General features: G+C 42.5%; 25 protein-coding genes. 22 read left to right on the forward strand and 3 right to left on the reverse strand.

The annotated features are described in order from the left end of the window. Positions 1-69: 69 nt before the first annotated feature. The 3 genes from DWY37_RS03480 to DWY37_RS03490 are packed head-to-tail and all read right to left on the reverse strand — an operon-like array spanning position 70 to position 2,477. A complete protein-coding gene (locus DWY37_RS03480; protein WP_118592552.1) occupies positions 70-1,149 on the reverse strand; it encodes a site-specific integrase in 1,080 nt (359 codons plus the stop codon). Beyond that, the gene (locus DWY37_RS03485) at positions 1,149-1,796 is read right to left on the reverse strand and encodes a TM2 domain-containing protein (RefSeq protein WP_118343890.1); all 648 of its coding nucleotides are present in this window, start codon (positions 1,794-1,796) and stop codon (positions 1,149-1,151) included. The genes DWY37_RS03480 and DWY37_RS03485 overlap by 1 nt, the downstream gene beginning before the upstream one ends. 30 nt (positions 1,797-1,826) lie before the next feature. Further along, entirely contained in the window at positions 1,827-2,477 is a 651-nt protein-coding gene (locus tag DWY37_RS03490; protein WP_003502182.1) for a helix-turn-helix transcriptional regulator, read from the reverse strand. A 164-nt stretch (positions 2,478-2,641) separates the two neighbouring features. On the opposite strand from DWY37_RS03490, the gene DWY37_RS03495 reads away from it, so the two are divergent. From DWY37_RS03495 to DWY37_RS03600, 22 genes are all read left to right on the forward strand, one after another. Next, the gene (locus tag DWY37_RS03495; RefSeq protein ID WP_022464041.1) at positions 2,642-2,848 is read left to right on the forward strand and encodes a helix-turn-helix domain-containing protein; all 207 of its coding nucleotides are present in this window, start codon (positions 2,642-2,644) and stop codon (positions 2,846-2,848) included. A 55-nt stretch (positions 2,849-2,903) separates the two neighbouring features. Beyond that, positions 2,904-3,377 carry a helix-turn-helix domain-containing protein gene (locus DWY37_RS03500; protein WP_055274205.1) on the forward strand — a complete coding sequence of 158 codons (474 nt, stop codon included), beginning with the start codon at positions 2,904-2,906 and terminating at the stop codon, positions 3,375-3,377. A 239-nt stretch (positions 3,378-3,616) separates the two neighbouring features. Then, positions 3,617-4,048 (forward strand): helix-turn-helix domain-containing protein, encoded by a 432-nt coding sequence (locus DWY37_RS03505; protein ID WP_147403575.1) that lies wholly within the window; start codon positions 3,617-3,619, stop codon positions 4,046-4,048. Then, a complete protein-coding gene (locus DWY37_RS03510; protein WP_055274203.1) occupies positions 4,045-4,269 on the forward strand; it encodes a hypothetical protein in 225 nt (74 codons plus the stop codon). Before DWY37_RS03505 ends, DWY37_RS03510 begins: the two co-directional genes overlap by 4 nt. 10 nt (positions 4,270-4,279) lie before the next feature. After that, entirely contained in the window at positions 4,280-4,474 is a 195-nt protein-coding gene (locus tag DWY37_RS03515) for a hypothetical protein (protein ID WP_055274202.1), read from the forward strand. Beyond that, positions 4,471-5,073, forward strand: coding sequence for a cell wall hydrolase (locus DWY37_RS03520; protein WP_118592554.1), 603 nt, complete (start codon positions 4,471-4,473; stop codon positions 5,071-5,073). Before DWY37_RS03515 ends, DWY37_RS03520 begins: the two co-directional genes overlap by 4 nt. Before the next feature lie 6 nt (positions 5,074-5,079). Next, positions 5,080-5,334 (forward strand): hypothetical protein, encoded by a 255-nt coding sequence (locus tag DWY37_RS03525; RefSeq protein ID WP_055274200.1) that lies wholly within the window; start codon positions 5,080-5,082, stop codon positions 5,332-5,334. Continuing rightward, a complete protein-coding gene (locus tag DWY37_RS03530) occupies positions 5,285-5,593 on the forward strand; it encodes a hypothetical protein (RefSeq protein WP_055274199.1) in 309 nt (102 codons plus the stop codon). The genes DWY37_RS03525 and DWY37_RS03530 overlap by 50 nt, the downstream gene beginning before the upstream one ends. Positions 5,594-5,629: 36 nt before the next feature. After that, entirely contained in the window at positions 5,630-6,775 is a 1,146-nt protein-coding gene (locus tag DWY37_RS03535) for a hypothetical protein (RefSeq protein ID WP_055274198.1), read from the forward strand. Beyond that, positions 6,775-7,218, forward strand: coding sequence for a hypothetical protein (locus tag DWY37_RS03540; protein WP_118343895.1), 444 nt, complete (start codon positions 6,775-6,777; stop codon positions 7,216-7,218). Before DWY37_RS03535 ends, DWY37_RS03540 begins: the two co-directional genes overlap by 1 nt. Then, positions 7,215-11,060: a metallophosphoesterase gene (locus DWY37_RS03545; RefSeq protein ID WP_118592555.1), complete on the forward strand. Its 3,846-nt coding sequence runs from the start codon at positions 7,215-7,217 to the stop codon at positions 11,058-11,060. The genes DWY37_RS03540 and DWY37_RS03545 overlap by 4 nt, the downstream gene beginning before the upstream one ends. A gap of 51 nt (positions 11,061-11,111) precedes the next feature. After that, positions 11,112-11,897, forward strand: a complete 786-nt coding sequence (locus DWY37_RS03550) for a hypothetical protein (protein ID WP_118343897.1) — start codon at positions 11,112-11,114, stop codon at positions 11,895-11,897. Beyond that, on the forward strand, positions 11,890-12,534 hold the full coding sequence (locus tag DWY37_RS03555) for a replicative helicase loader/inhibitor (RefSeq protein WP_118592556.1): 645 nt from the start codon (positions 11,890-11,892) through the stop codon (positions 12,532-12,534). Before DWY37_RS03550 ends, DWY37_RS03555 begins: the two co-directional genes overlap by 8 nt. Continuing rightward, complete coding sequence (locus DWY37_RS03560; RefSeq protein WP_118592557.1) at positions 12,518-13,351, forward strand: N-6 DNA methylase; 834 nt, start codon at positions 12,518-12,520, stop codon at positions 13,349-13,351. The genes DWY37_RS03555 and DWY37_RS03560 overlap by 17 nt, the downstream gene beginning before the upstream one ends. Continuing rightward, complete coding sequence (locus DWY37_RS03565) at positions 13,338-14,336, forward strand: PcfK-like family protein (protein WP_118592558.1); 999 nt, start codon at positions 13,338-13,340, stop codon at positions 14,334-14,336. Before DWY37_RS03560 ends, DWY37_RS03565 begins: the two co-directional genes overlap by 14 nt. Positions 14,337-14,349: 13 nt before the next feature. Then, positions 14,350-16,542 carry a PcfJ domain-containing protein gene (locus tag DWY37_RS03570; RefSeq protein ID WP_118592559.1) on the forward strand — a complete coding sequence of 731 codons (2,193 nt, stop codon included), beginning with the start codon at positions 14,350-14,352 and terminating at the stop codon, positions 16,540-16,542. 3 nt (positions 16,543-16,545) lie between these two features. Beyond that, on the forward strand, positions 16,546-16,749 hold the full coding sequence (locus tag DWY37_RS03575) for a hypothetical protein (RefSeq protein WP_022464055.1): 204 nt from the start codon (positions 16,546-16,548) through the stop codon (positions 16,747-16,749). Beyond that, positions 16,730-16,996 carry a hypothetical protein gene (locus DWY37_RS03580; RefSeq protein ID WP_022464056.1) on the forward strand — a complete coding sequence of 89 codons (267 nt, stop codon included), beginning with the start codon at positions 16,730-16,732 and terminating at the stop codon, positions 16,994-16,996. Before DWY37_RS03575 ends, DWY37_RS03580 begins: the two co-directional genes overlap by 20 nt. After that, positions 16,989-18,032, forward strand: coding sequence for a DUF5131 family protein (locus DWY37_RS03585; RefSeq protein ID WP_243093188.1), 1,044 nt, complete (start codon positions 16,989-16,991; stop codon positions 18,030-18,032). Before DWY37_RS03580 ends, DWY37_RS03585 begins: the two co-directional genes overlap by 8 nt. Continuing rightward, complete coding sequence (locus tag DWY37_RS03590; protein WP_243093189.1) at positions 18,025-18,408, forward strand: hypothetical protein; 384 nt, start codon at positions 18,025-18,027, stop codon at positions 18,406-18,408. The genes DWY37_RS03585 and DWY37_RS03590 overlap by 8 nt, the downstream gene beginning before the upstream one ends. Continuing rightward, positions 18,401-18,961 carry a Holliday junction resolvase RecU gene (locus tag DWY37_RS03595; RefSeq protein ID WP_118592561.1) on the forward strand — a complete coding sequence of 187 codons (561 nt, stop codon included), beginning with the start codon at positions 18,401-18,403 and terminating at the stop codon, positions 18,959-18,961. Before DWY37_RS03590 ends, DWY37_RS03595 begins: the two co-directional genes overlap by 8 nt. After that, a complete protein-coding gene (locus DWY37_RS03600; RefSeq protein WP_118592562.1) occupies positions 18,915-19,964 on the forward strand; it encodes a DNA polymerase III subunit beta in 1,050 nt (349 codons plus the stop codon). The genes DWY37_RS03595 and DWY37_RS03600 overlap by 47 nt, the downstream gene beginning before the upstream one ends. Positions 19,965-20,128: the final 164 nt, after the last annotated feature.

Consider the following 20,128-nt stretch of genomic DNA (forward strand, 5'->3'; position numbering starts at 1 on the left):
GTGCAGCTTCCTGTCAAATGCAGGGAGTAAATAGAAAGAGCCGCCCCAATCTGGAACGGCTTCTGTGATTTAATTCTTGCGAAACTGGTTCAATCGGTCAGCCAGCTTCTGATCTTTATCCGGATAAAGATGTGAGTATGTGTCGAGAGTGGTCTTTATAGATTCGTGACCTAGCCGCTCCGCAATCTCCAATGGAGTAAAACCGAGTTCTATCAGCATGCTTGCATGAGAGTGCCGCAGGTCATGAACTCTGATCGGCTTCAGACCAACCCTTTCTGATACCCTTTTCATTTCTTTTTCGAGAGCTGTCTTCTGGAAGTAAAATATCCTGTCGCCATTTCCGATACCATATAGCTTGGAAATGTATTCTTGAATATCATCATATAAGAAATCCGGAATGGAAATACATCTTTTTGCCTTTGGTGTCTTAGGCTCCAGGAATAGCTCCTCACCTTTAATTTTTGCATAGTTCTTATTGATATCAATTCTTTTTGATGAAAGAATGTCTGCAGGTGTGAGTGCCAGAAGCTCTCCGGAACGCATACCGGTATAAAAGAGAATATCAAAAGCAAGCTTCATAGACGATTTGCTAATTGCATTTGAAAACCTCTCATATTCTTTCTGCGTCCAGATGTTCATTTCATCCGCTTTGCTCTTTCCCATACTGCCGGCCGCCCTGCATGGATTGACAGGCAGGCGGTAATGAGATACAGCATAATTCATTATTGCTGATAACTGGTTGTTCACAGTTTTTAAATATGTTTGGGAGAATGGCTTTCCATCATCATCCCGATAGGAGATAAGCTCATTCTGCCATTTTCTGACCTTTATTGTATCAATGTCACAAATCTTCTGTTTTCCAAAGTAGGGGAGCAGCTTCGTGTCGATAATAAACCGCTTATTCTCCATTGTCGTAGGCTTCAAGCGGTGTTCCATATCTTCAAGATAATTTGCAACGAGGGAAGAAAAGAGTATGTCGCTTGAACTGCTTTGCTGATCCAGAAAGGACCTCTCATAATCTTTTGCTTCCCTCTGTGTTTTGAACCCTCGTTTACAGATATGCTTCTTTTCTCCAGTCCAGTCGGTGTAATAGAAATTGGCATACCATAGTGTTTTACCACTTTTGAGAGTGTATTTGTATGCTGGCATTAGATGTCCTCGGATGAATTAACCACACGAGCCAATATCTGATAAATATATTCCGGCTGACGGGTTTCCAAAGGATACTGTTGATCGCCGAACTGGAAAGCAATGCCATTCTGATAAGGAGTTACAGCTGACAATGCCGAAATCTTCTTATCGAAAGCTCCTTTGTTTGCTGAAAATACAACTCTCTTATTCGTAATAGAAAGAACTCCCTGTGTACGCTCCTGCACGTCACCACGAATTGGAGCCGCTTTTTTCGCTCCAAGATGTACTGACATTCCCTTTGCAATACGGACACTGGTGCCGCGGCTTCCTCCGGAATATCCTACAACCACATTCTTTGTTTTAACAAAAGTAGCTGGTCCACAGTAATGACACACTTCTCCGTTTGCAAGCATTACATTTGATGGCACAACTGGTAGTGGAGCATCTGCTGAAATCTGCATTGGTCTGTTGCCCTGGATGCGTTCCCCATGAAGTGCGGCCAGCAGGTACCGGATGCAGTCAACAAACCATCCGATACAAAACAATCCGAATGTACATAGGTAAAGGATACCCATGCCAATTTTCTTTTCTCTGAATTTATGAACCCCAAGCCATCCAAACAGGAGGCAGATAACAAAATCGGTCCAAGCTGCAGTCCATACCATAATATTCCTCCAATCGTTCTGTTATTTTTTTTAAGCCCCTTTTCCTTCGGTACCACTCGAAGGAAATGATTTTTTTTCTTCGTCTGCGTATTTGCCATACTCACCAGCTGCAACTGCCGAGATACCCTCTACGCACAAAACACCTGCCTTTGCTAATAAATATTGCTGGCTATCTTCGTCACAGCGGTTGAATTTTTGAAGGAGCGATTCTTCCTGTGAACTTATTCTCTTTCTGCTTGAAATGTTCAAAAGATAGTCCGTCGAAACATTCAAAGCACCAGCTATTTTTATTAAGTCTTCAATAGATGGCATTTTGTTACCATACAAATATGCGTCCTTTTCTTCTTTATGAAATCCTACCCTTTGAGCAAATTCATCCTCCGACATTTTTTGCTCTTCCATTAAATCTCGAATTCTCATTTTGAAATCAAGAACAAACTCTGGAGTATCCATTTTGAAGTTTGCGTAATCAATATTTGGAACTCCATGGTCATACAATTGTGCGACTGACACTCCGAACAATTTGGAAAGTTCAGATAATGTCTCACTATTTGGTTCAGAAACATTATTTTCCCAACTACTGATAGTTTGTTTTACAACACCAAGCTTCTTTCCTAATTCGCCCTGAGTAAGTCCAGCTTCTTTTCTGAGCTGCTTAATTATGTTGCCGTTTACAGCCATATAGCCAACCTCCTTGCGTGTTTATATTTTAGTCCAAAATCATTGGACTTTCAATGGCAAAACAGATAAGTCCAAAAAATATTGACAAAATCTATTGACAATCCAATATCAATGGACTATTATGTAAATGTACATAGAAAATGGACTGAAAGGAGGATACAAAATTGGATACCAGCACAATCAATATTGCAGAAAGAGTAAAAGATGCTCGTAGGGATGCCAAATTAACACAGACCGAGCTCGGAAAGAGAATTGGGAAATCTAAACAGTGGGTATCCGAACTGGAGCGTGGAAATATTAAATTAAGTTTTGAGATGGCTGTAAGTATCTCCAACGCTTGCAATAAGACGACTGAATTTTTTTGCCATTAAAGTCCATAAATAATTGACTTTAATTTCATTATAAATCGTGGAGGTGAAAATCAAAATGGCAAATGTGACAGCTAAGACAAGCTCCAACATCTTTTACAAAGCCCGTTGCGAAGCGGCAACACACAATGAGCAGTTGAGCAGTAGAGAAGGAGCTGCAGATTACATGTCAATTGACAGAGGGAGACTTTATCGAATAGAGAGTGGCATTGCAGTTCCTTATCCGGAGGAAATAAGACTGATGGCAGATTTATACAATGCTCCGGAATTGGAAAATTATTTTTGCAGAATGATGTGTCCGCTCGGATGCGAAATGCCAAAAGCGGAACTGGCGAATTTGGACAGGATCACAGTCAGAACGCTTTCGGTTTTTCGGAAGATAGGGAAAACAAAAGAAATGCTTCTCGACATCACCGCAGATGGTGTGATTGATGAAAGTGAAAAGCCGGAGCTTGATGAGGTGGTAAAAAACTTAGAAGAGGTAGAGGAAATTGCACAAAGCATGAGACTTTGGATTAAGAAGAATATGTAAGAAATAGGCTTGAATGGTCGGCAGTATCATTGGACAGAGCGGAAGCAAGGACAGTCTGGCGGTGCTATTGGCAGAGTAGAGCTTAATAATTTTTTATTTACGTTCTGCGGACATTTGACAGCAAGTGACAACAAATGTGTCCGTAATCCAATCCAATCCGAATCCAAATCCGAATCGGGAAACCAATACAATATTTGCTCGGAGCAACCAGTAGCTCCAAGCCGGCAGGAGGTGACATTTTGTATTTAGCAGAAAACTTAAAGTTTCTTCGGGAGCAGAGAGGGAAGACACAGCAGGAGTTGGCAAAACTTTTTGGAGTTGAACAAAAGACATTGTCTTCGTGGGAATGTGGTAGCCGCACACCGGTAATCGGCATGATTGTTGAAATGGCAAAGTATTACGAGGTATCACTAGATGATTTGGTTCTGACAGATATGAAACCGCCTATACCTGTATATGCACTTAATATTGCATATCTCCGCAAAAAGTACGGAATGACACAACAGGAACTGGTAGAAATCGTTGGACTAAAACATAAAAGCAGTATCTCTTTGATTGAAGCTGGAAAATACGAACCTTCCATTGAAAAACTGGAGAAACTAGCAGATTTCTTTGGTGTAACTATGGACCAGATTGTTAAACAAGATTTATCGCAGGAGGTGAGCGAATGAACGCATTGGCGACAGCACCGGGTGTTATTGCGACACCGGGGAAATATTACATAGGAGCACAAGAAGTAATGGAATATCTTGACTGCAAGGAAAACAAGGCTTATGAGCTGATAAGGCAGCTTCGGGACGAGCTGGTAAAGGCAGGAAAGCTGACACCGGCATATCCAATTGGCAAAGTTCCGAGAAAGTATTTTTTTGAGAGATGCATGATTGAAGAATAGGAGGTGCAAGATGGCATATTACAATGTTTGCCCACATTGCGGTTGCAATCTGGATCCAGGAGAGAAGTGCGATTGCGAAAGCATTAAGGCGAGAGAACAGGAGACGAGCAGGATTTTCTACAGTCAGATTTTGATGACTGATGAAAAAGGAGGCCAGATGGCATTTACGTTCGACCATCCAAAAGGAGGTGCGGTGTCAGCATGAGAAACAAATGTCTTTTTAGTTTAGGGTTGGTGTTTGTGATTTCGCTGACATCAATGGTTGCCTTTGCTTTCAGCTTTGTAGGAACTCCGGCAGATGAGGTGGATAGCAGAGATATTATTGTTCAATCAATGATTTCTGATGAAGCGAATGCGACACCGACTGCAACATCGGTTGCAACAACTGCTCCAGAGCAGGAAACAGAGAAAGCAGAGCGGTCAAAAATCGGCAGTATGGACTGGGATTCGGATGATGCGTACCGACTGGCCAAGATAGCAATGGCTGAAGCTGAATCCGAGGACACAGAGGGAAAGGCTCTTGTAATGCTTGTGGTCCTCAATAGGGTTTGGAGCGATGAATTTCCGGACACAATCGAAGATGTTATTTTCCAGAAGGGGCAGTTTAGCCCAATCAGCAATGGAAGATATGACGAGGTAGAGCCGGACGAGGACTGCTATAGAGCATTGCAGCTTATTCAGACTGGTGGATGGGATGAAAGCCATGGAGCAACTTACTTTGAGAGCAAGAGCGATTCTACATGGCATAGTGAAAATCTTACTTTCCTGTTTAAGCATGGAAAACATTATTTTTACAAGGAGTGAGGACAAATGAGGAAGACGCTGAAAAGAGATTTGATAGCGGTTATCTGGACGCTGCTTGTCACATACGCTATCGGGAAATGGGCTTTTCATCTTGCCTATATTGAGAGAGGATACGAGGCTGTCGGAGGTGAGTATTTGTTGATTCTGGCAGTTTACTGGGGAGCATGGAAAGCAATTAACTGTTTATTTGATTCACTGGAGGAACTGGAAAATGAAAGAAATCGTAGAAAAAAAAGAAGTAGAAGAACTGCTCGGATGTGAAATTACAGATGAACAGTTTGAGGAGGCATTGAAATATGCCAGACACAAGCAGGAGTACATATACCAGCGTGAGCGAAGACAGGTTGTGTTACAGCATTGGTATCTTGTGAAGCTCACAGAGGAATATGTGAGAAGCCTTGCTTTTTCAAAATTCACTATGGATTTATGCAGAACATTGCGTGATATGGAAAAAGAGCACTCGATCAGAAATCAGAGTGCCCCTACGGATAACCATATTGTAGCAGTTCCTGCTTTATAAATCAAGCAAATATTACACAATATGGAGGTTTTATCTATGAACAATTCAAATGCTTTGGCTGAAATTCAGTCCAAATATCCAAACTGCAATCTGCTGTTACCAGCAGCTACATCAGTGCAGATCAACCCATTTTATAAGTGCTCCGTTATGGAAGTGGTGGCGGACACAGCACCAAGCTCAGGAGATATCTTCTCGGTCGGAAAGGTAAAGACTGGAGAGGATGGAAAAGGAAAAGCCATATATGAGGAAGTTTTCTCACCTGCAAAGCCGCTTCTTATGAAGCTTGCAACTGCGGCAGGAATCCAGTTTCACCCTGAGTACACAACAGTCATAAGAGAGAATACGAATACCTATGTCGGAAAGGCATATGGAGCAGTAAGACTTCCGGATGGAAGCTACAAGACACACATGGAAACAAAGCGTATCTGCCTTGATGATGAAGAATCGAAGTACCGCCTTGAATTTATGGATAAGTCAATCATGGGTATTCATGACTGGCGAGCTTCCAAGGCCGCCGCTGAAATGTTCAAGGGGGAATGGAAACAGGAAGCAGAACCAAATCAGTACGGAAAGTATGACAAATACTATGTAATTGCTGACAGCGACAGAGAGAAGTATATAGAGAGATCGATCCTTGTAAATATGACACTCCTTAGAAAGACTGCTTCTGAAAAGGCACAGACAGGAGCAATTCTTAGAGTTATCAGAGCTTTGCTTGGAATCAAGGGAACATATTCAAAAGCAGAGCTGGAAAAACCATTCGTTGTTCCGACAGTTACATTTGCACCAGACTACACGGATCCAACAGTAAGAAATGCAATGCTTCAGCAGGGAATGAACTCTATGGGAAATATGTTCGGAGCTTCATCCACACCACCGGCAATTTCCACAGCGTTTTCCGGAGAAGCGTTTTCAACAGACTTTAATCCGGAAGATGAAGTGGACAATCCGGCATTTGCCTCAGATCAGACAGAGGATGATGCGGTCGCAGGAGAGCAGGAGAAGAACTGGTTCGACCAGGAACAGCAGACACCACCACAACAGGAGCCGGTCGAGAATGAATCGACAGGATATTATTGTGACGGATGTGGGGCGGAAATCAATGCGAGAGTATATGAATACTCGCTAAATAAGTTTGGAAGACCTCTTTGCATGAAGTGTCAGAAAGGAGCTGGGAAGTGATGAATCTGATTAAGATTTCAACGGATTTGGAATTATCCGTACATGAGTTTCCGACAGGAACACATGAGGAACAGAACAATAAGCTTCGAGAGCTGATAGGAAATGACTGCAGATTATATGAGCATGTGATGCCAAAGCGATTATATACAGAATTACACCAAATGGACCATCCGACTAAGGTCAAGGGGCAGTGCGTAAGTATGCTAATTGACGAGGAGGGATTGTTGAAAGAAGTAATCATCCCGAATCTCATAGGCAGTTACCTTTATGAAACTGATAAACACAATATTCCAATAACAGGAAACATACTGATTGTTGGGGAAGAATGGACCGGTGATGGCATTGATTTTTGCGGCATTGAGGAATCGGTATTTAAGGTATTAGAGCTGCAGCTAAATAACATGATTATGGCGATGAAAGCAACAATGGAGGTGTTGAAATGAAGATATTACATACAGCAGACTGGCATCTTGGAACATTCCGAAGCCCAGTTAAGGACGGAGTAAATCTCCGAACAGAGGACACGAAAAGATGTCTGGATGAACTGATCAGAGTGGCAAATGAGGAAAAACCGGATTACTCGATTGTAGCTGGTGACATATTCCATGTTGGCCGCCTGTGGTCCGACAGGTGTTGTGAGGAAATCATAACTGCAATTCATTATATCAGAGAACTTGCGGCAGTATCAAAGCAGGTTGTTGTCATGAGAGGTACTCCAAACCATGATGGATCAGGGCAGTTCAACGTCCTCTCTGAAATGTTTGCAGATGTTCCGAATGTTCATGTGGTGATTACCCCACAGGTAATTTCATTTGATGATGTTGATATTGCGGTGCTCCCGGGATTTGACAGGGGAGTGTTCAGAGCTAATCATCCGGGATTGTCAAGTGATGAAGAAAATGTGGTGTTTACCAATGAATTATCAAATATTGTAACAGGGTTGAAAGCACAATGCTCTCCAGAAAAGAAAAGTATTCTGATGGCACATTACACGGTGCCTGGATGCAATACCGAGAGTGGACAGACAATGATGCTCACACAGTTTGAGCCAATCATTCCGCAGGAGGCTTTATTGGCGGCCAATTACAATCTGGTTGCTTTAGGACATATTCACAGACCACAGAAGATAATGCACAGAGACTGGTATTATTCCGGTGCGATAAATGCCATGAACTTTAATGATGAGGGACAGCAGAGGGGCTTTTGGATTCACAACTGGCACGAGCTGGGAACATGGCAGAGTATTTTCCATGAAACACCTATCAGAGAGTTTGCGACCATTGAACTCAATGATGATGATGTGACACAGATAAATATGCAGGCTATGGATTTTGTTGCTACTGAGAAGTGGAGAGGGCAGATTGATGGAAAGATTGTCCGTGTTCATTATAGTTGCACCGCAGAAAACAGCAAGGCTCTGAACAAGGCAACTTTGGAAAGAGAGCTTCTGGAAGACGGAGCATTTATGGTATGGGAAATCCTTCCAGACAAGATAGATGAATTCGCCAACAGAACACAGCTTGAAAATGCCACGGATCCAGAAGCAAACCTTATTAAGTATCTTGAGGAAAAGCAGGTACCGCAGGAAAGAATACAGGAACTTGTATTAAAGGCAAGACCGATTATTGCTGAAGCTGAGGCAAGTATGACAGCGACAGCAAATAGCGGAACATTTGAACCTGTAGAAATTGCTGTTAAGAATTATCGTAACTACGAAGAGGAAACATTTAATTTCGAGGATATCACTTTCTGCACAATCAACGGTCAGAATGGAGCAGGAAAGAGCAGCTTGTTTATGGATGCGATTATCGACTGCCTTTATGAAGAACCGAGAGAGGGTGTAATCAAGGATGATACAGGAAAGGCACCATGGCTTAGAAATGATGAAAGCGTCCGTTCCGGTTCGATTATGTTTACATTCCGTATCGGAGAGAAAAAGTATCGTGTCACAAGAACCAGAGCCCGTTCCGGAAAAGGAACTTTGAATATCTCTCAGTTTGTTGAGAATGAATGGAAGGATTGCTCAAAGGAAAGATACAACGATACCCAGCAGGAAATCTTAAACATTCTTGGAATGGACAGCTTCACATTCAAGTCCTGTGCTTTGATTATGCAGGATCAGTACGGATTATTCTTACAGGCAAAGCCGGAGGAAAGAGTTGAGGTGCTCGGCACACTCCTTGGGCTTGGGGTATATCAGATAATGGAAAAAATTGCTTCGGACAAGGCAAAGGTGAATGGAGCAAAGAACAGGGAATTGAAGCAGGAAATCACTATTCACAATGTAACAATCGCTGAGTTTGGAAAGCCGGATGAGGAATTGGAAAAATGCAAGACTGAATTGGCGGAGCAGGAAACCAGATTACAGGCAAAAGTGAATGAGAGGGATCAGAAAAAACTTGTCCTGTCGAATCAGCAGGAAGCCGCAGATAGGAGAAAGAGAGCACTTGCAGCTGTTGCAACTTTACAGGCGAAAAAGACTATTGCAGAGCAGAATAAAGCCACACAGCAGGCAATAGCAGATAGTAGTTCCGCAATACTTGAAGGAAAGACCGAGATTGAAGAAAAGATTGCTGAAAGAAATGCTCTGCTGAAGCGAGAACTGGAACTTGCCGGACAATCGGCACTATATACAACAAAGAAACAGGAAGCTGAAACGCTTGCAAGGCAGGCTGAAAGTGAGCAGAAGGCTATCTCGGATTTACAGATTACCTTGAAAACTAAACAGGATGAAATGAATGCAATGATATTGGATTCTGCCAATGACGGAGAGGTTCGAGAAAAAGCGGATAAATACAACCGCAAGAAAGCAGAGCTGGAAGCCATGCAGGAAAAGGCAGTTGCATATCAGAAAGCAAAGACGGAATATTCTGCGGCAGTTTTCCGTGACAACGAGACCAGAGCAAGTTTTGACAGAGAAAAACAGAAAGCGGACGAGCAGAAACATGTACTTGAAAAGAAAGTGGCAATCTTGAATGAATCTGGATGCGTGGATATAGAAAATGCACATTGTAAATTCTTACAGGATGCCATCGAGGCAAAAGAGCAGCTTGCTATGGTTGAGGCTTCTTATGTTGATATATTTGCACGCAGAGATTGTGAAGTTGCGAAGTGCGAATATGAGATGTCTACAAAGAAAGCAGAAATGGAAGCTATAGGATTTGATGCAACTGCTTTGGCAATGCTCCAAAGCGAATGCACAACGCTACTTCCGTATGTGGCTCAGCTTGAAGCAATCTCACAGAGAGAAAACAATTTGGCTTTAATTAAGGCTTCTTTGAAACACTTACAGTCAAATATATCCGAGGCAGAAAACAGGCTTGAAGAGGTCAAATTAAAGGGCACACAGGCAGAAACAGAGCGTGATATATATGCCAAAGCGTTTGAAGAACATGTGCATGTGCTTAGTGCCATTACTGCTCTTGATCCGTGGGTAGAAAAGGAAAAAATGCTCCCAGTAGCAGAGGAAAGAAATGCAACAGCATTGAACAGGGTTCTGGAGTTGACAGCAGAAATTACCGGTATCGATGATGAAATCTCAGAGAGACAGGCAGAGGCTGATAAAGAGATACTTGCTATGGCGGGAATGGAAGAAGCTCAGGCGATTGTAAACGGACTGGATACAGAAGTGAATGCCATTAACAGCATGGTAAAGGAAAAACAGATGCGAATTGGAGCTTTACAGCAGAAATCGGAACAGATTGCAAAGTTGAAGCAGGATATTGCAGCTTTACAGGACAAGCAGGTGGAATATGCCAAGGAGACAGCTGATTACGATACATTGAAAGTCGCATTTAGCCAGAGCGGTGTGCCACATCAGATTATCCGTTCTATTATTCCACAGCTGACAGCTACAGCAAATACCATTCTTGGACAGATGACTGGCGGAAAAATGGGAGTGGAGTTCAGACTGGAGAGACTCCAAAAAAATGGAAAGGAAAAGGTATCTTTGGATATTTACATCGAGGAATATGGTAAGTCGGTGCTTCCATACCTTTCAAAATCCGGTGGAGAGAAAGTCAAGTCTTCATTATCGGTAATTCTTGCATTGGCAGAGATTAAATCATCTTCGGCAGGAATCCAGCTCGGAATGCTCTTTATTGATGAACCTCCATTCTTGGACGGGGACGGAATACAGGCATATTGCGACGCATTGGAGACAATACAGAGCCGATACAGCAACATTAAAATAATGGCTATCACTCATGATCCGACAATGAAAGCCAGATTCCCTCAGAATTTGGATGTAGTCAAAACGGAAAATGGTAGCAAGGTAATTTATTAAGTCAGGAGCTGGAGGGGGGCACTCTCCAGCATCCGAAAGGAGGATGATCGAATGCCAAACAGGATAATCAAGGAGAGCATCTGCAGGAGCGAAGAAATAGATTCTTTATCTTGGTTCGAGGAAGTTCTGTTTTATAGATTGATTGTAACCTGTGACGACTTCGGCAGATACGACGGAAGAGCAAAGATAATCAAGGGAAGCTGCTTTCCTCTGAAAGATATTACGGAAAAAGATATAGATAAGGCGCTTGGTAGGTTGTCGGCGGTGGGCTTGGTCAGAGTGTATGAGGCACAGGGAAGACCGTACCTGCAATTGGTAACTTGGGCGGATCACCAGAGAATTCGTAATCAAAAGAGCAAGTATCCCGGATTTTCAGAGGATTGTGAATTGCTGACATTTGACAGCAAAGGTCAGCAGATAAAAACATCAGACAACAAATGTGTCCGTAATCCAATCCAATCCGAATCCAAATCCGAATCGGAAACCAATACAAATATATGCTCCGAGCAGACAGTAGCTGCGGAGCCGCCAGTAATAGGTATCATGATGAATACTGGTGAAGAATACCCGATTACACAGAGTTATGTTCTTGAACTCGCAGAATTATATCCTGCTGTTGACATTATGCAGGAACTAAGAGCAATGAAAGGCTGGTGTGATGCTAATCCAAGGAAACGGAAAACAGCAGGAGGAATGAAACGATTTATCAATGCTTGGATTTCAAAGGTCCAGAACAGAGGCGGAACACCTGGTTATACGCAATCTTACAATCAGACAGCCGGCGGCTCAAAGGTAGAGCAGTTTGCACAAGGAGCAAGGGAGTGGGCGAATGGATAAACAGCAATTTGCGACATTGGCAATCGGAATTAAATCCGCATATCCAGCTTCAAAAATACTCGAAGATAATGCCTCAATGGATTTTTGGTATATGACACTTAAAGATATTCCGTATGAGATTGCTGAAAATGCTGTTATGGAGCATATTTGCACCAATATTTATCCACCCAACATAGCTGAAATCAGAAAGCTATGCATGGAAAGATGTAAAACACCAATTTTGAGTTTTGACGAAGCATGGGGAGTTGTCCGAAAAGCAATGTCCGATTATGGGTGGTATCATCCGCAGGAGGCTTTTGCAACCATGGATGAGCTCACATTGGCTGTAGTTAAAAATCTTGGGTGGAGCAGGCTGTGCCAGAGCGAAAATCCAACTGCGGATAGGGCAAACTTCCGTGAAGCTTATGAGAAAAAAGCTGCTGAAGCACAAAATACAAATGTACTTCCGGATTTCGTCGCTAAAAACAAAGTGCTGTTGCAAAAGCAGTATGTACCGGCAATTGAGAAGAAAGAGCCTGTAAGGATAGAACAGGAGAAAGAACCAGAACCGAAACCGCTCACAGAGGAACAACGAGAAGAAAGGGCTCGCAAATTTGAAGAAATAAGGAGGAAGATTTTAGGTGGTGAAGCAGAGTGAAGTAATACAGGGAACTGAAAAAGAATTCTTAAATGAATTTCGTAAACTCTGCTATTCACGAAGCTCTTGGCAGGTTTGGGCGGATTTGATGGCAGCTATAGCATGCTCAATAAGTAATGTGGCAGACAGAAGCCCAGAGCATTATGAGAGCAGAGAAAAAGAATATGCACAATGCATAGAGAGACTTGGTTCTGTGGAGATTCCTGCAAAAATGCTTGCAATCATTGTTGAAGCCTTGGAAAGAAATCCAGAACAGGATTTCCTTGGAGAAATGTATATGCAGCTAAATCTTGGAAATCACTGGAAAGGGCAGTTTTTTACACCCTACTGTGTGTGCAAGATGATGTCTGAAATAACCTGTGAGGATGTTGACAGCCATATAGAAAAGCAGGGTTACTTATCCATTTGTGATCCGGCTTGCGGAGCAGGAGCAACATTGATAGCTGCCGCAAATACCATGAAAAAGTGCAAACATAATTTTCAAAATCATGTGGTTTTTGTTGCACAGGACATAGACAGAATAACCGGGATGATGTGTTACATACAGCTTTCACTTTTGGGGTGTGCAGGATATGTGTGTATAGCAAATACGATTACAAATCCTTTGACGGGGCATGTACTGTTCCCTAATGAAAAAGAGGGACAGGAACTCTGGTATATGCCAATGTTTCAAAATCAAATATGGACATGGAGAAGATTGTTCCAGTCAATGGGCGGTCTTGGTGGAACTGCAACCACCGAAAAAACAGTGGGAAAAGAGCACTTTTATATGTTTTTCGATTTCGATAAAAAGGAGGAAGCCTATGGAAACAGGTAGAAATGTAATGCACTACGCATTAGGAGATAATCAAGATTACGAACACGAATGGAGCAAAGCTGTTCTTGAGTATCTGGAAAACGGATATTCTTCGGAGGATAGCAAGAGCGAAGTTGAGGTAGGGAATACTACCTACAAGATATTAAAGAGAGAGAAAGTAACCGCATTCTATGACGCTGACGGTAACACATTGTTTGATATAGAGAACGACAGATTAAAAGAAGAATATGAGGCTATGGATTTTTCGGCATCCGAGCCGCAGTCGGAAATGGGAAAGGTTATTTCAAACATCGAACAGCATGCATTTGAGCAGGCGGTTAATGATGATATAGATGCAGATGATACGGTCCCGATGGGAACAGCAAGTCTTAAAGAAATTGTGGAAGGAATTCCGGCGCCTACACCAGAGGAAGTTGAAACAGCAAAGAAAAATAACAGTACTGTTTATATCGGAGTTGTTGGGGCAGTTACGAAGTTGCAGGAGGAATTGAAAAAGGCTAAGGATAAGTCGTTTGCAGATCCAATAATCAAACATCTGATTGAAAGGTGCAGGGAATCAGAAAGTCTTGCTTCGGATGTATGCCAAGACCATAAGACATGGGAGAAGTGCTACAAATACATTTACGAGCAGGCAAGAAAGCAGGCGAAAGGTAGTAGCTGTGCAGTTCTTGACGATGTGGTTTATGAATGGGCTGAGGACTATTTCCATAAAGATGATAAGGCTGAGGAGGATAAAAAAGCTAAAGAAGCTGCGGAGAGAGAAAAGAAGCAGAAAGCTGATCAGCAGAAGCGTCTGGACGGCATGAAGAAGCGTGCAGAGAAAAAGGCGAAGGCGGTTGAAAAAGATAAGGCAGCCCAAGAAGCTCCAAAGCCGGAAGCAAAGGCGGAAAAAACAAAGAAAGAGCCAGAGAAGAAAGAAACTCCTAAGAAGAGGTCGAATGAACTTGAAGGGCAGATGGATCTGTTCTCAATGATGGGGCTGTAAGGAGGGATGTACGATGGAAAAAAGAAAGCTGTCTGCATTGCCTAGACCAGAGGCAACAGCAGAAATGGTTGAAATAGCAGATAGACTGGACGGAATGGAGCACATTGTGACTGCGGAGCTGGTTGATGATAACAAAATACTGCTTCTGAATTTCTATGAGGTGTCGAAGCTCAAAAAAGGAAAAACGGAAGCAGCATTTAGGACATTTCTGTCGAGTGATGATTATATCACGCAGGACCTGTCACAGTCAAAGGTTAAATGGCTTACAGCTGCATTTGATAATATGCAGGGTTTCCGGCTGTGGGAGTACAAATGGGATCAAAAAACATGGAAAAGCGAACACATTCCAAAGGTGTTTATCTGGACAGCAGAGGACAAGGGCATCATGGAGAGCTTTTTCAAGGTTTACCGCAAAGACACTGACGAGAACGTATGGAATGCTATTGACAGATTCCAGGACAAGGTCAAGGCAGAACGACTGGAAGAGAAACACAGAAAAGTCCTTGCACCGATTGATCTGCGGATGGAGCCGATAGGAGAGCCTTCACAGGATTTTACCGACTGGGTATGGGAACATGGCATGAGTTTCAGTCGGTACGGAATTTATAAAGAGACATCCAAGGGAAGGGCTGAATTTGAGTGTACACACTGCCAGCGGACAGGAATCGTTGACCGGAGTAGGATAAGGCTTCGGAACAATGAAAAGGGGGAATGTCCTTTCTGCGGAAGCAGAGTGACATATAAGGCAAGAGGGAAAATGCCATGCCAGATAGTAGATGAAAGATGGTTCATATATGTGGATCGGCAGGAGGAAGGTTTTTTACTCCGGTACTTCAAAGCATGGAGACACATAAAGAATGACGCAATGATAGCAGGCAGCATATGTAAGAAACGCATTGAAGAAACCATGCATGAGTACAGCCGCTGTTTCTGCACATTCTTCGGCGAAAAGCTTATGAAAGAAAGCTATGAATGGGGAGTGTATCACCAGAAAGGGAATTCTCGCTGGATTCCGGATGAGGGAAATATTGCTTGTATGGAATCTATACTCTATCCGGGAAATCTTCCACAGGCATGGGAGCACACACCGATGAAGTATTCCGCACTGGAAATTCTAGCACAGAACATCCCGACCACAGCTTTCAGATATGAGGATGCCCTTGATGTTTATCTGAAATTCCCGAAGCTAGAGTGGTTCTGCAAAATGGGCTTGAACCAGCTGGCAAAGGATGTGGTAAGAGGCTACAACTACAGCGGGAACATGACGGGGAAGGTCAATTATAAGGCTGACACCATCTACGAAATCTTAGGGCTGAATAAGGTCAATACGAGGACACTACAGGCAATAGACGGCAATCATTACGAACTCCGACTGTTGCAGGTGGCACAGCAGCTTGATATCCAGATGAAGCCGGAGCAGTTAAAGGAATTTTACGAAACCTTTGAATGCAACACAGATCTTCTGAAGGAGAAGAACAGAAGGGTATCGCTCCATAAGCTCTGCCGGTACATAGACAAGGAAAGCGAGAGATACCCGATCGGAGAAAAGAATGCTTGCATGTGGGGCTATTCCTACAACAGGTACAAAGAGAGAACAGATCCACGAATAGAGAGAAAACAGAATATGGCACATGACTGGCTTGAGTATATAGGATGGTGCCGGGAGCTGAAATACGATCTGGATAACAAGTTTATCTACATGCCAAACAATTTCAAAAAGGTACATGATAGAACTGCGGAAGAATATAAGGCATTGCAAGATAAAAAAGCTGCAGCTGAAAAGAAACGCAGAGAGAAACTTGCCGCCAAGAAAATGGCCGAGACAAAAAAAGCGATGGAAGAGATATTTAGCAGAAATGATGGGGTAGATGCTTTCCAGATAAAGGGAAAAGGCTTGATGCTGGTGGTACCTCAGAGCGGAGATGAAATCCGTAAGGAGGGCGAGGCTTTGCATCATTGTGTCGGAGGATATGTCGATAGAGTGGCAAGAGGAGAGACAAATATTTTCTTCATCAGAAAAGCAGATCATCCAGAGAAATCTTATTTCACTATGGAATGGAGAAATAACAAAATTATTCAGTGCAGAGGATTTAAAAACTGCGGAATGCCGGCAGATGTTCAAGCCTTTGTAAAAGTATTTGAAAAGAAAATGAATGAAGCTATACAAGGTGACAACAAGAAGAATGCCAAAAGAAAGGTGGGATGATAAATGGCAGACAATCAGAGACACAGAATAAAGAATTTACTCCAGAAGCTCAATGACGAGGATAGAAATTCCCTCTGTTGCTTATTAGTGAAAGCTGGCTATGCGGTAAGGATTGGAAAAGAGCGGCCGGGAGGAAAAGGACAGACAATGTACTTTGTAGAGTATTGGGTGGAGGGAGATGATACAAATGCTGAAACAGGTAACTAGCTTGATAATACCGAAGTTTATTGCAAGGAAACCCAAAATCAAGCACGGAACATACAACAAGTATGGCTTTGTTATTACGCTTCATCAGTATTGTATCTGTCCTAGATGTAACCATATCCTCAATGCTGGTCCAGATTATCAGCCGGATTATTGTAGTAAGTGCGGACAGCATGTTAATTGTTCAGATGTTCCATGGGAAGAGGAAGTTCAGCTTGGATATGTCAGAAAGGAGGAACGCTGTGAATAAATCAAAAATTGAGTGGTGTGATCACACATGGAATCCTATTACCGGATGCCGGCACAATTGCTCATACTGTTACGCAAAAAGAATGACAGCAAGATTTGCGGGAGATGTAAGACTGAATCTAATGGCGAAGAAAGATTACTCAACAGAGCCTGCGGCAGATAACTCAGAAAATGTATTCATTCTGGATAAACCTATGCTAAATGAAACGGGAAATACATTGGTTTATCCATTTGGATTTGAACCTACATATCACAAGTACCGCATGGATTATCCGGAAAAGCTAAAAATGGGAAATAACATTTTTGTTGGAGCAATGGCTGACATATTTGGGAAATGGGTTCCAGGCGAATGGATCAGAGATGTAATGGAAACCTGTTTGGATAACCCAATTCACAATTACCTATTTCTCACCAAGAATCCGGAGAGATATACGGAAGTTGGAGTGCCGGCGGGACTGGAAAATATGTGGTACGGAACAACCATTACCTGCGATGCGGATGCTGATAGATTTAATTATCTTCCTGCTGGATGTAATACGTTTGTCAGCATTGAACCACTAATGGGGGACATTGTTTCTAAGCATAATGTGATGTTTCGACAGGTTGATTGGATAATCATCGGAGCAGAGACGGGACGTAACAAAAATAAAATAGTGCCAGAACTACAATGGATAAAAGATATTGTTGTAAAAGCTGATTATAATTCTGTGCCAGTTTTCATGAAAGACAGTCTGATTCCGATTGTCGGGGAAGAAAATATGCGCCGAGAATTTCCAAAGCAGCTGCAACATTCGGAGATTAGCCCGAAGCTGAAAGCAAAGTTGTTTGATGGCTGTGCATCATGCAAGGCTCATTTGAGAAAAAGCGAAATGATAACCCTGCTGGCAAGGTCAAAAAGAGGCGAACAGCCCAAACAATTCGGGTTTATGTGCAGGGATTGCTTCAAAGAGTTTTGCAAAGACCTTGGATTAGATATACCGGAGCTTATTGGATTGGCAGAGAGCGTAACGATAGGTCCAGGTGATGAAGATGAGTAAATGGAACGCAAACAGAGAGGGTTATGCTGACAATACCGCCAGCATAGCAATCCAGAGAGTGTCAAAAGAAGAAAGGAAGAACGATATGGCAAAGAGAAGCTGCAGACGAACAACTGACGAGAATGCTATTCACAATAAGGCTGTAAAGATAAGAAAAATGACAGATGAGCAGCTGGTACATTACATTGAGGACAGAGTGGAAAAGGCGAGAAGTGAAGGTTTTAATTGTGGAAAAACACAGGCACCCAAACATAAAACTGTGGATATTACAGGAATTATCGAGGAAATTAGCTCTGTGAAAGGAATTGGAGCAACTAAATTGGCTGATATAAAAGCTATTCTTGAAAAACATCTGGAGGTGAGAGCTGATGCCTGATCCTCGAAGACAGCTTGTTGGCAGGAGAAGCAAAGTATCCGGAGAGACGTTCGAGAGGTGGATTTCAAATGCGTGCGAATTCTATCTGCGAAACGGATGGGCTCACATAGAAAAGACACCAGAGCCATTTCATATCACAGGCAAGGATAGGGATGGAACTGTCAAAGGATATTACGAGAAGAAAGGACAGCCTGATTACAAAGGAATCCTCTGTGATGGAACTGGGATTATGTTTGAAGCGAAGCATACTGACGGTGACAGAATCAGACAAAATGTTGTGACAGATACGCAATGGGAGAGCTTGGACATATACGAGAAGTTCGGTGCTCATTGTTATGTGATGGTATCGCTAGGACTAACAAAATTCTATAGAGTGCCATGGGCGACTTGGAAAAAAATGAAAGAATTGTTTTGCCACAAATTTATGACAGAACAGGAATTGGAACCTTATAGGTTGCAGGAAAAACAATGTACGATTCTTATCTTGGAAGGAGTTGAATTGAAAGATGAAAATACAGAAAACGGAGCTTGCGGCAAAGCTCAATCAGATTAAGGGAGTTGTTCCCAAAAAGACTACAATGCCTATCTTACAGGGTATTTTAGTGAAAGAAGGGTATTTAATCGCCAATAACTTAGAAATGACCGTTAAGGCGAAGTTAGAGGGCACAGAGGATGAATGCTTTATCATTCCGGAGAGAGCATTTGACCTTATTAACAATTTGCCGGACGGAGAGATTGATATCACCATTTCGGGTGGAAACACAATGACCATCAAGGCAGACAAAATCAAAAATAAGTATCAGACAATGGATCCAGGACCATTCCCGGTATCAGATATTGAGGGTGAGGGAAGTGAGTTTACGATTAAAGCAGGACTTTTGTTGGAATCTGTAAGGAGAGTTTCTTATGCGATTCCACAGCAGGGAGGAAATGCCACCATGTCAACCATGTGTCTGCAGGCTAAGGACGGACAGTTGAATTTCGTAGGACTTGATGGACATGTCCTTGCTTGGGACAAGATTGATTATGACGGAGAGTTTGAGCTGCTTATCCCTAAGAATACAATCGATAAGCTGAAAACGCTTGGATTGACCGGGGATATAAGAATCCGACACAGTAATGCAATGGCTGTATTTGCAACAAAGGATTTTGAAATCTGCACAAGGCTTGTGCAGGGGGAGTATTACAAATATCAGAATATGTTCAAAGAGCTGCCGCTACATACCGTTATATCCAGAAAAGAACTTCTGGATGCTATGGTACGAGCAAAGATGTGTACTGCTGAAAAATGCCCGGTTAAATTTGAACTGTCTGGAAGCCAACTGAACCTGAGCATTAAGGACCAGACAACGGATTACCATGAGATTGTTGATTTACAGGAAGATATATCGGAGGAATTAACAATAGGTTTTGATGCCAGATTGGTAATTGAAACACTAAAAGCATTTGATTGTGACAATGTAGGAATTTCTTTGCAGGGTCCTAAAATGCCAATGATTGTAGAAGCGGAGGATAGCGATTTCAAGACAATCGTTCTCCCTGTGGCTATAAAGTAAGCACCATGTAACTATAAACAAAAATTCATATGCGTTATCTGATTGGTCTCGGATAAGGAATATATCACACTAATAAAAGGGGCGGCAGGTGCTTCCGCCCGGAAAGGAGAAACAAATGGTGTTCAAAATAATACTGATAATAATTGCGTTTGTTATGCTTTGCG

It is taken from the genome of Roseburia sp. AF25-13LB, assembly GCF_003478915.1.
Taxonomy (GTDB): domain Bacteria; phylum Bacillota; class Clostridia; order Lachnospirales; family Lachnospiraceae; genus Roseburia_C; species Roseburia_C amylophila.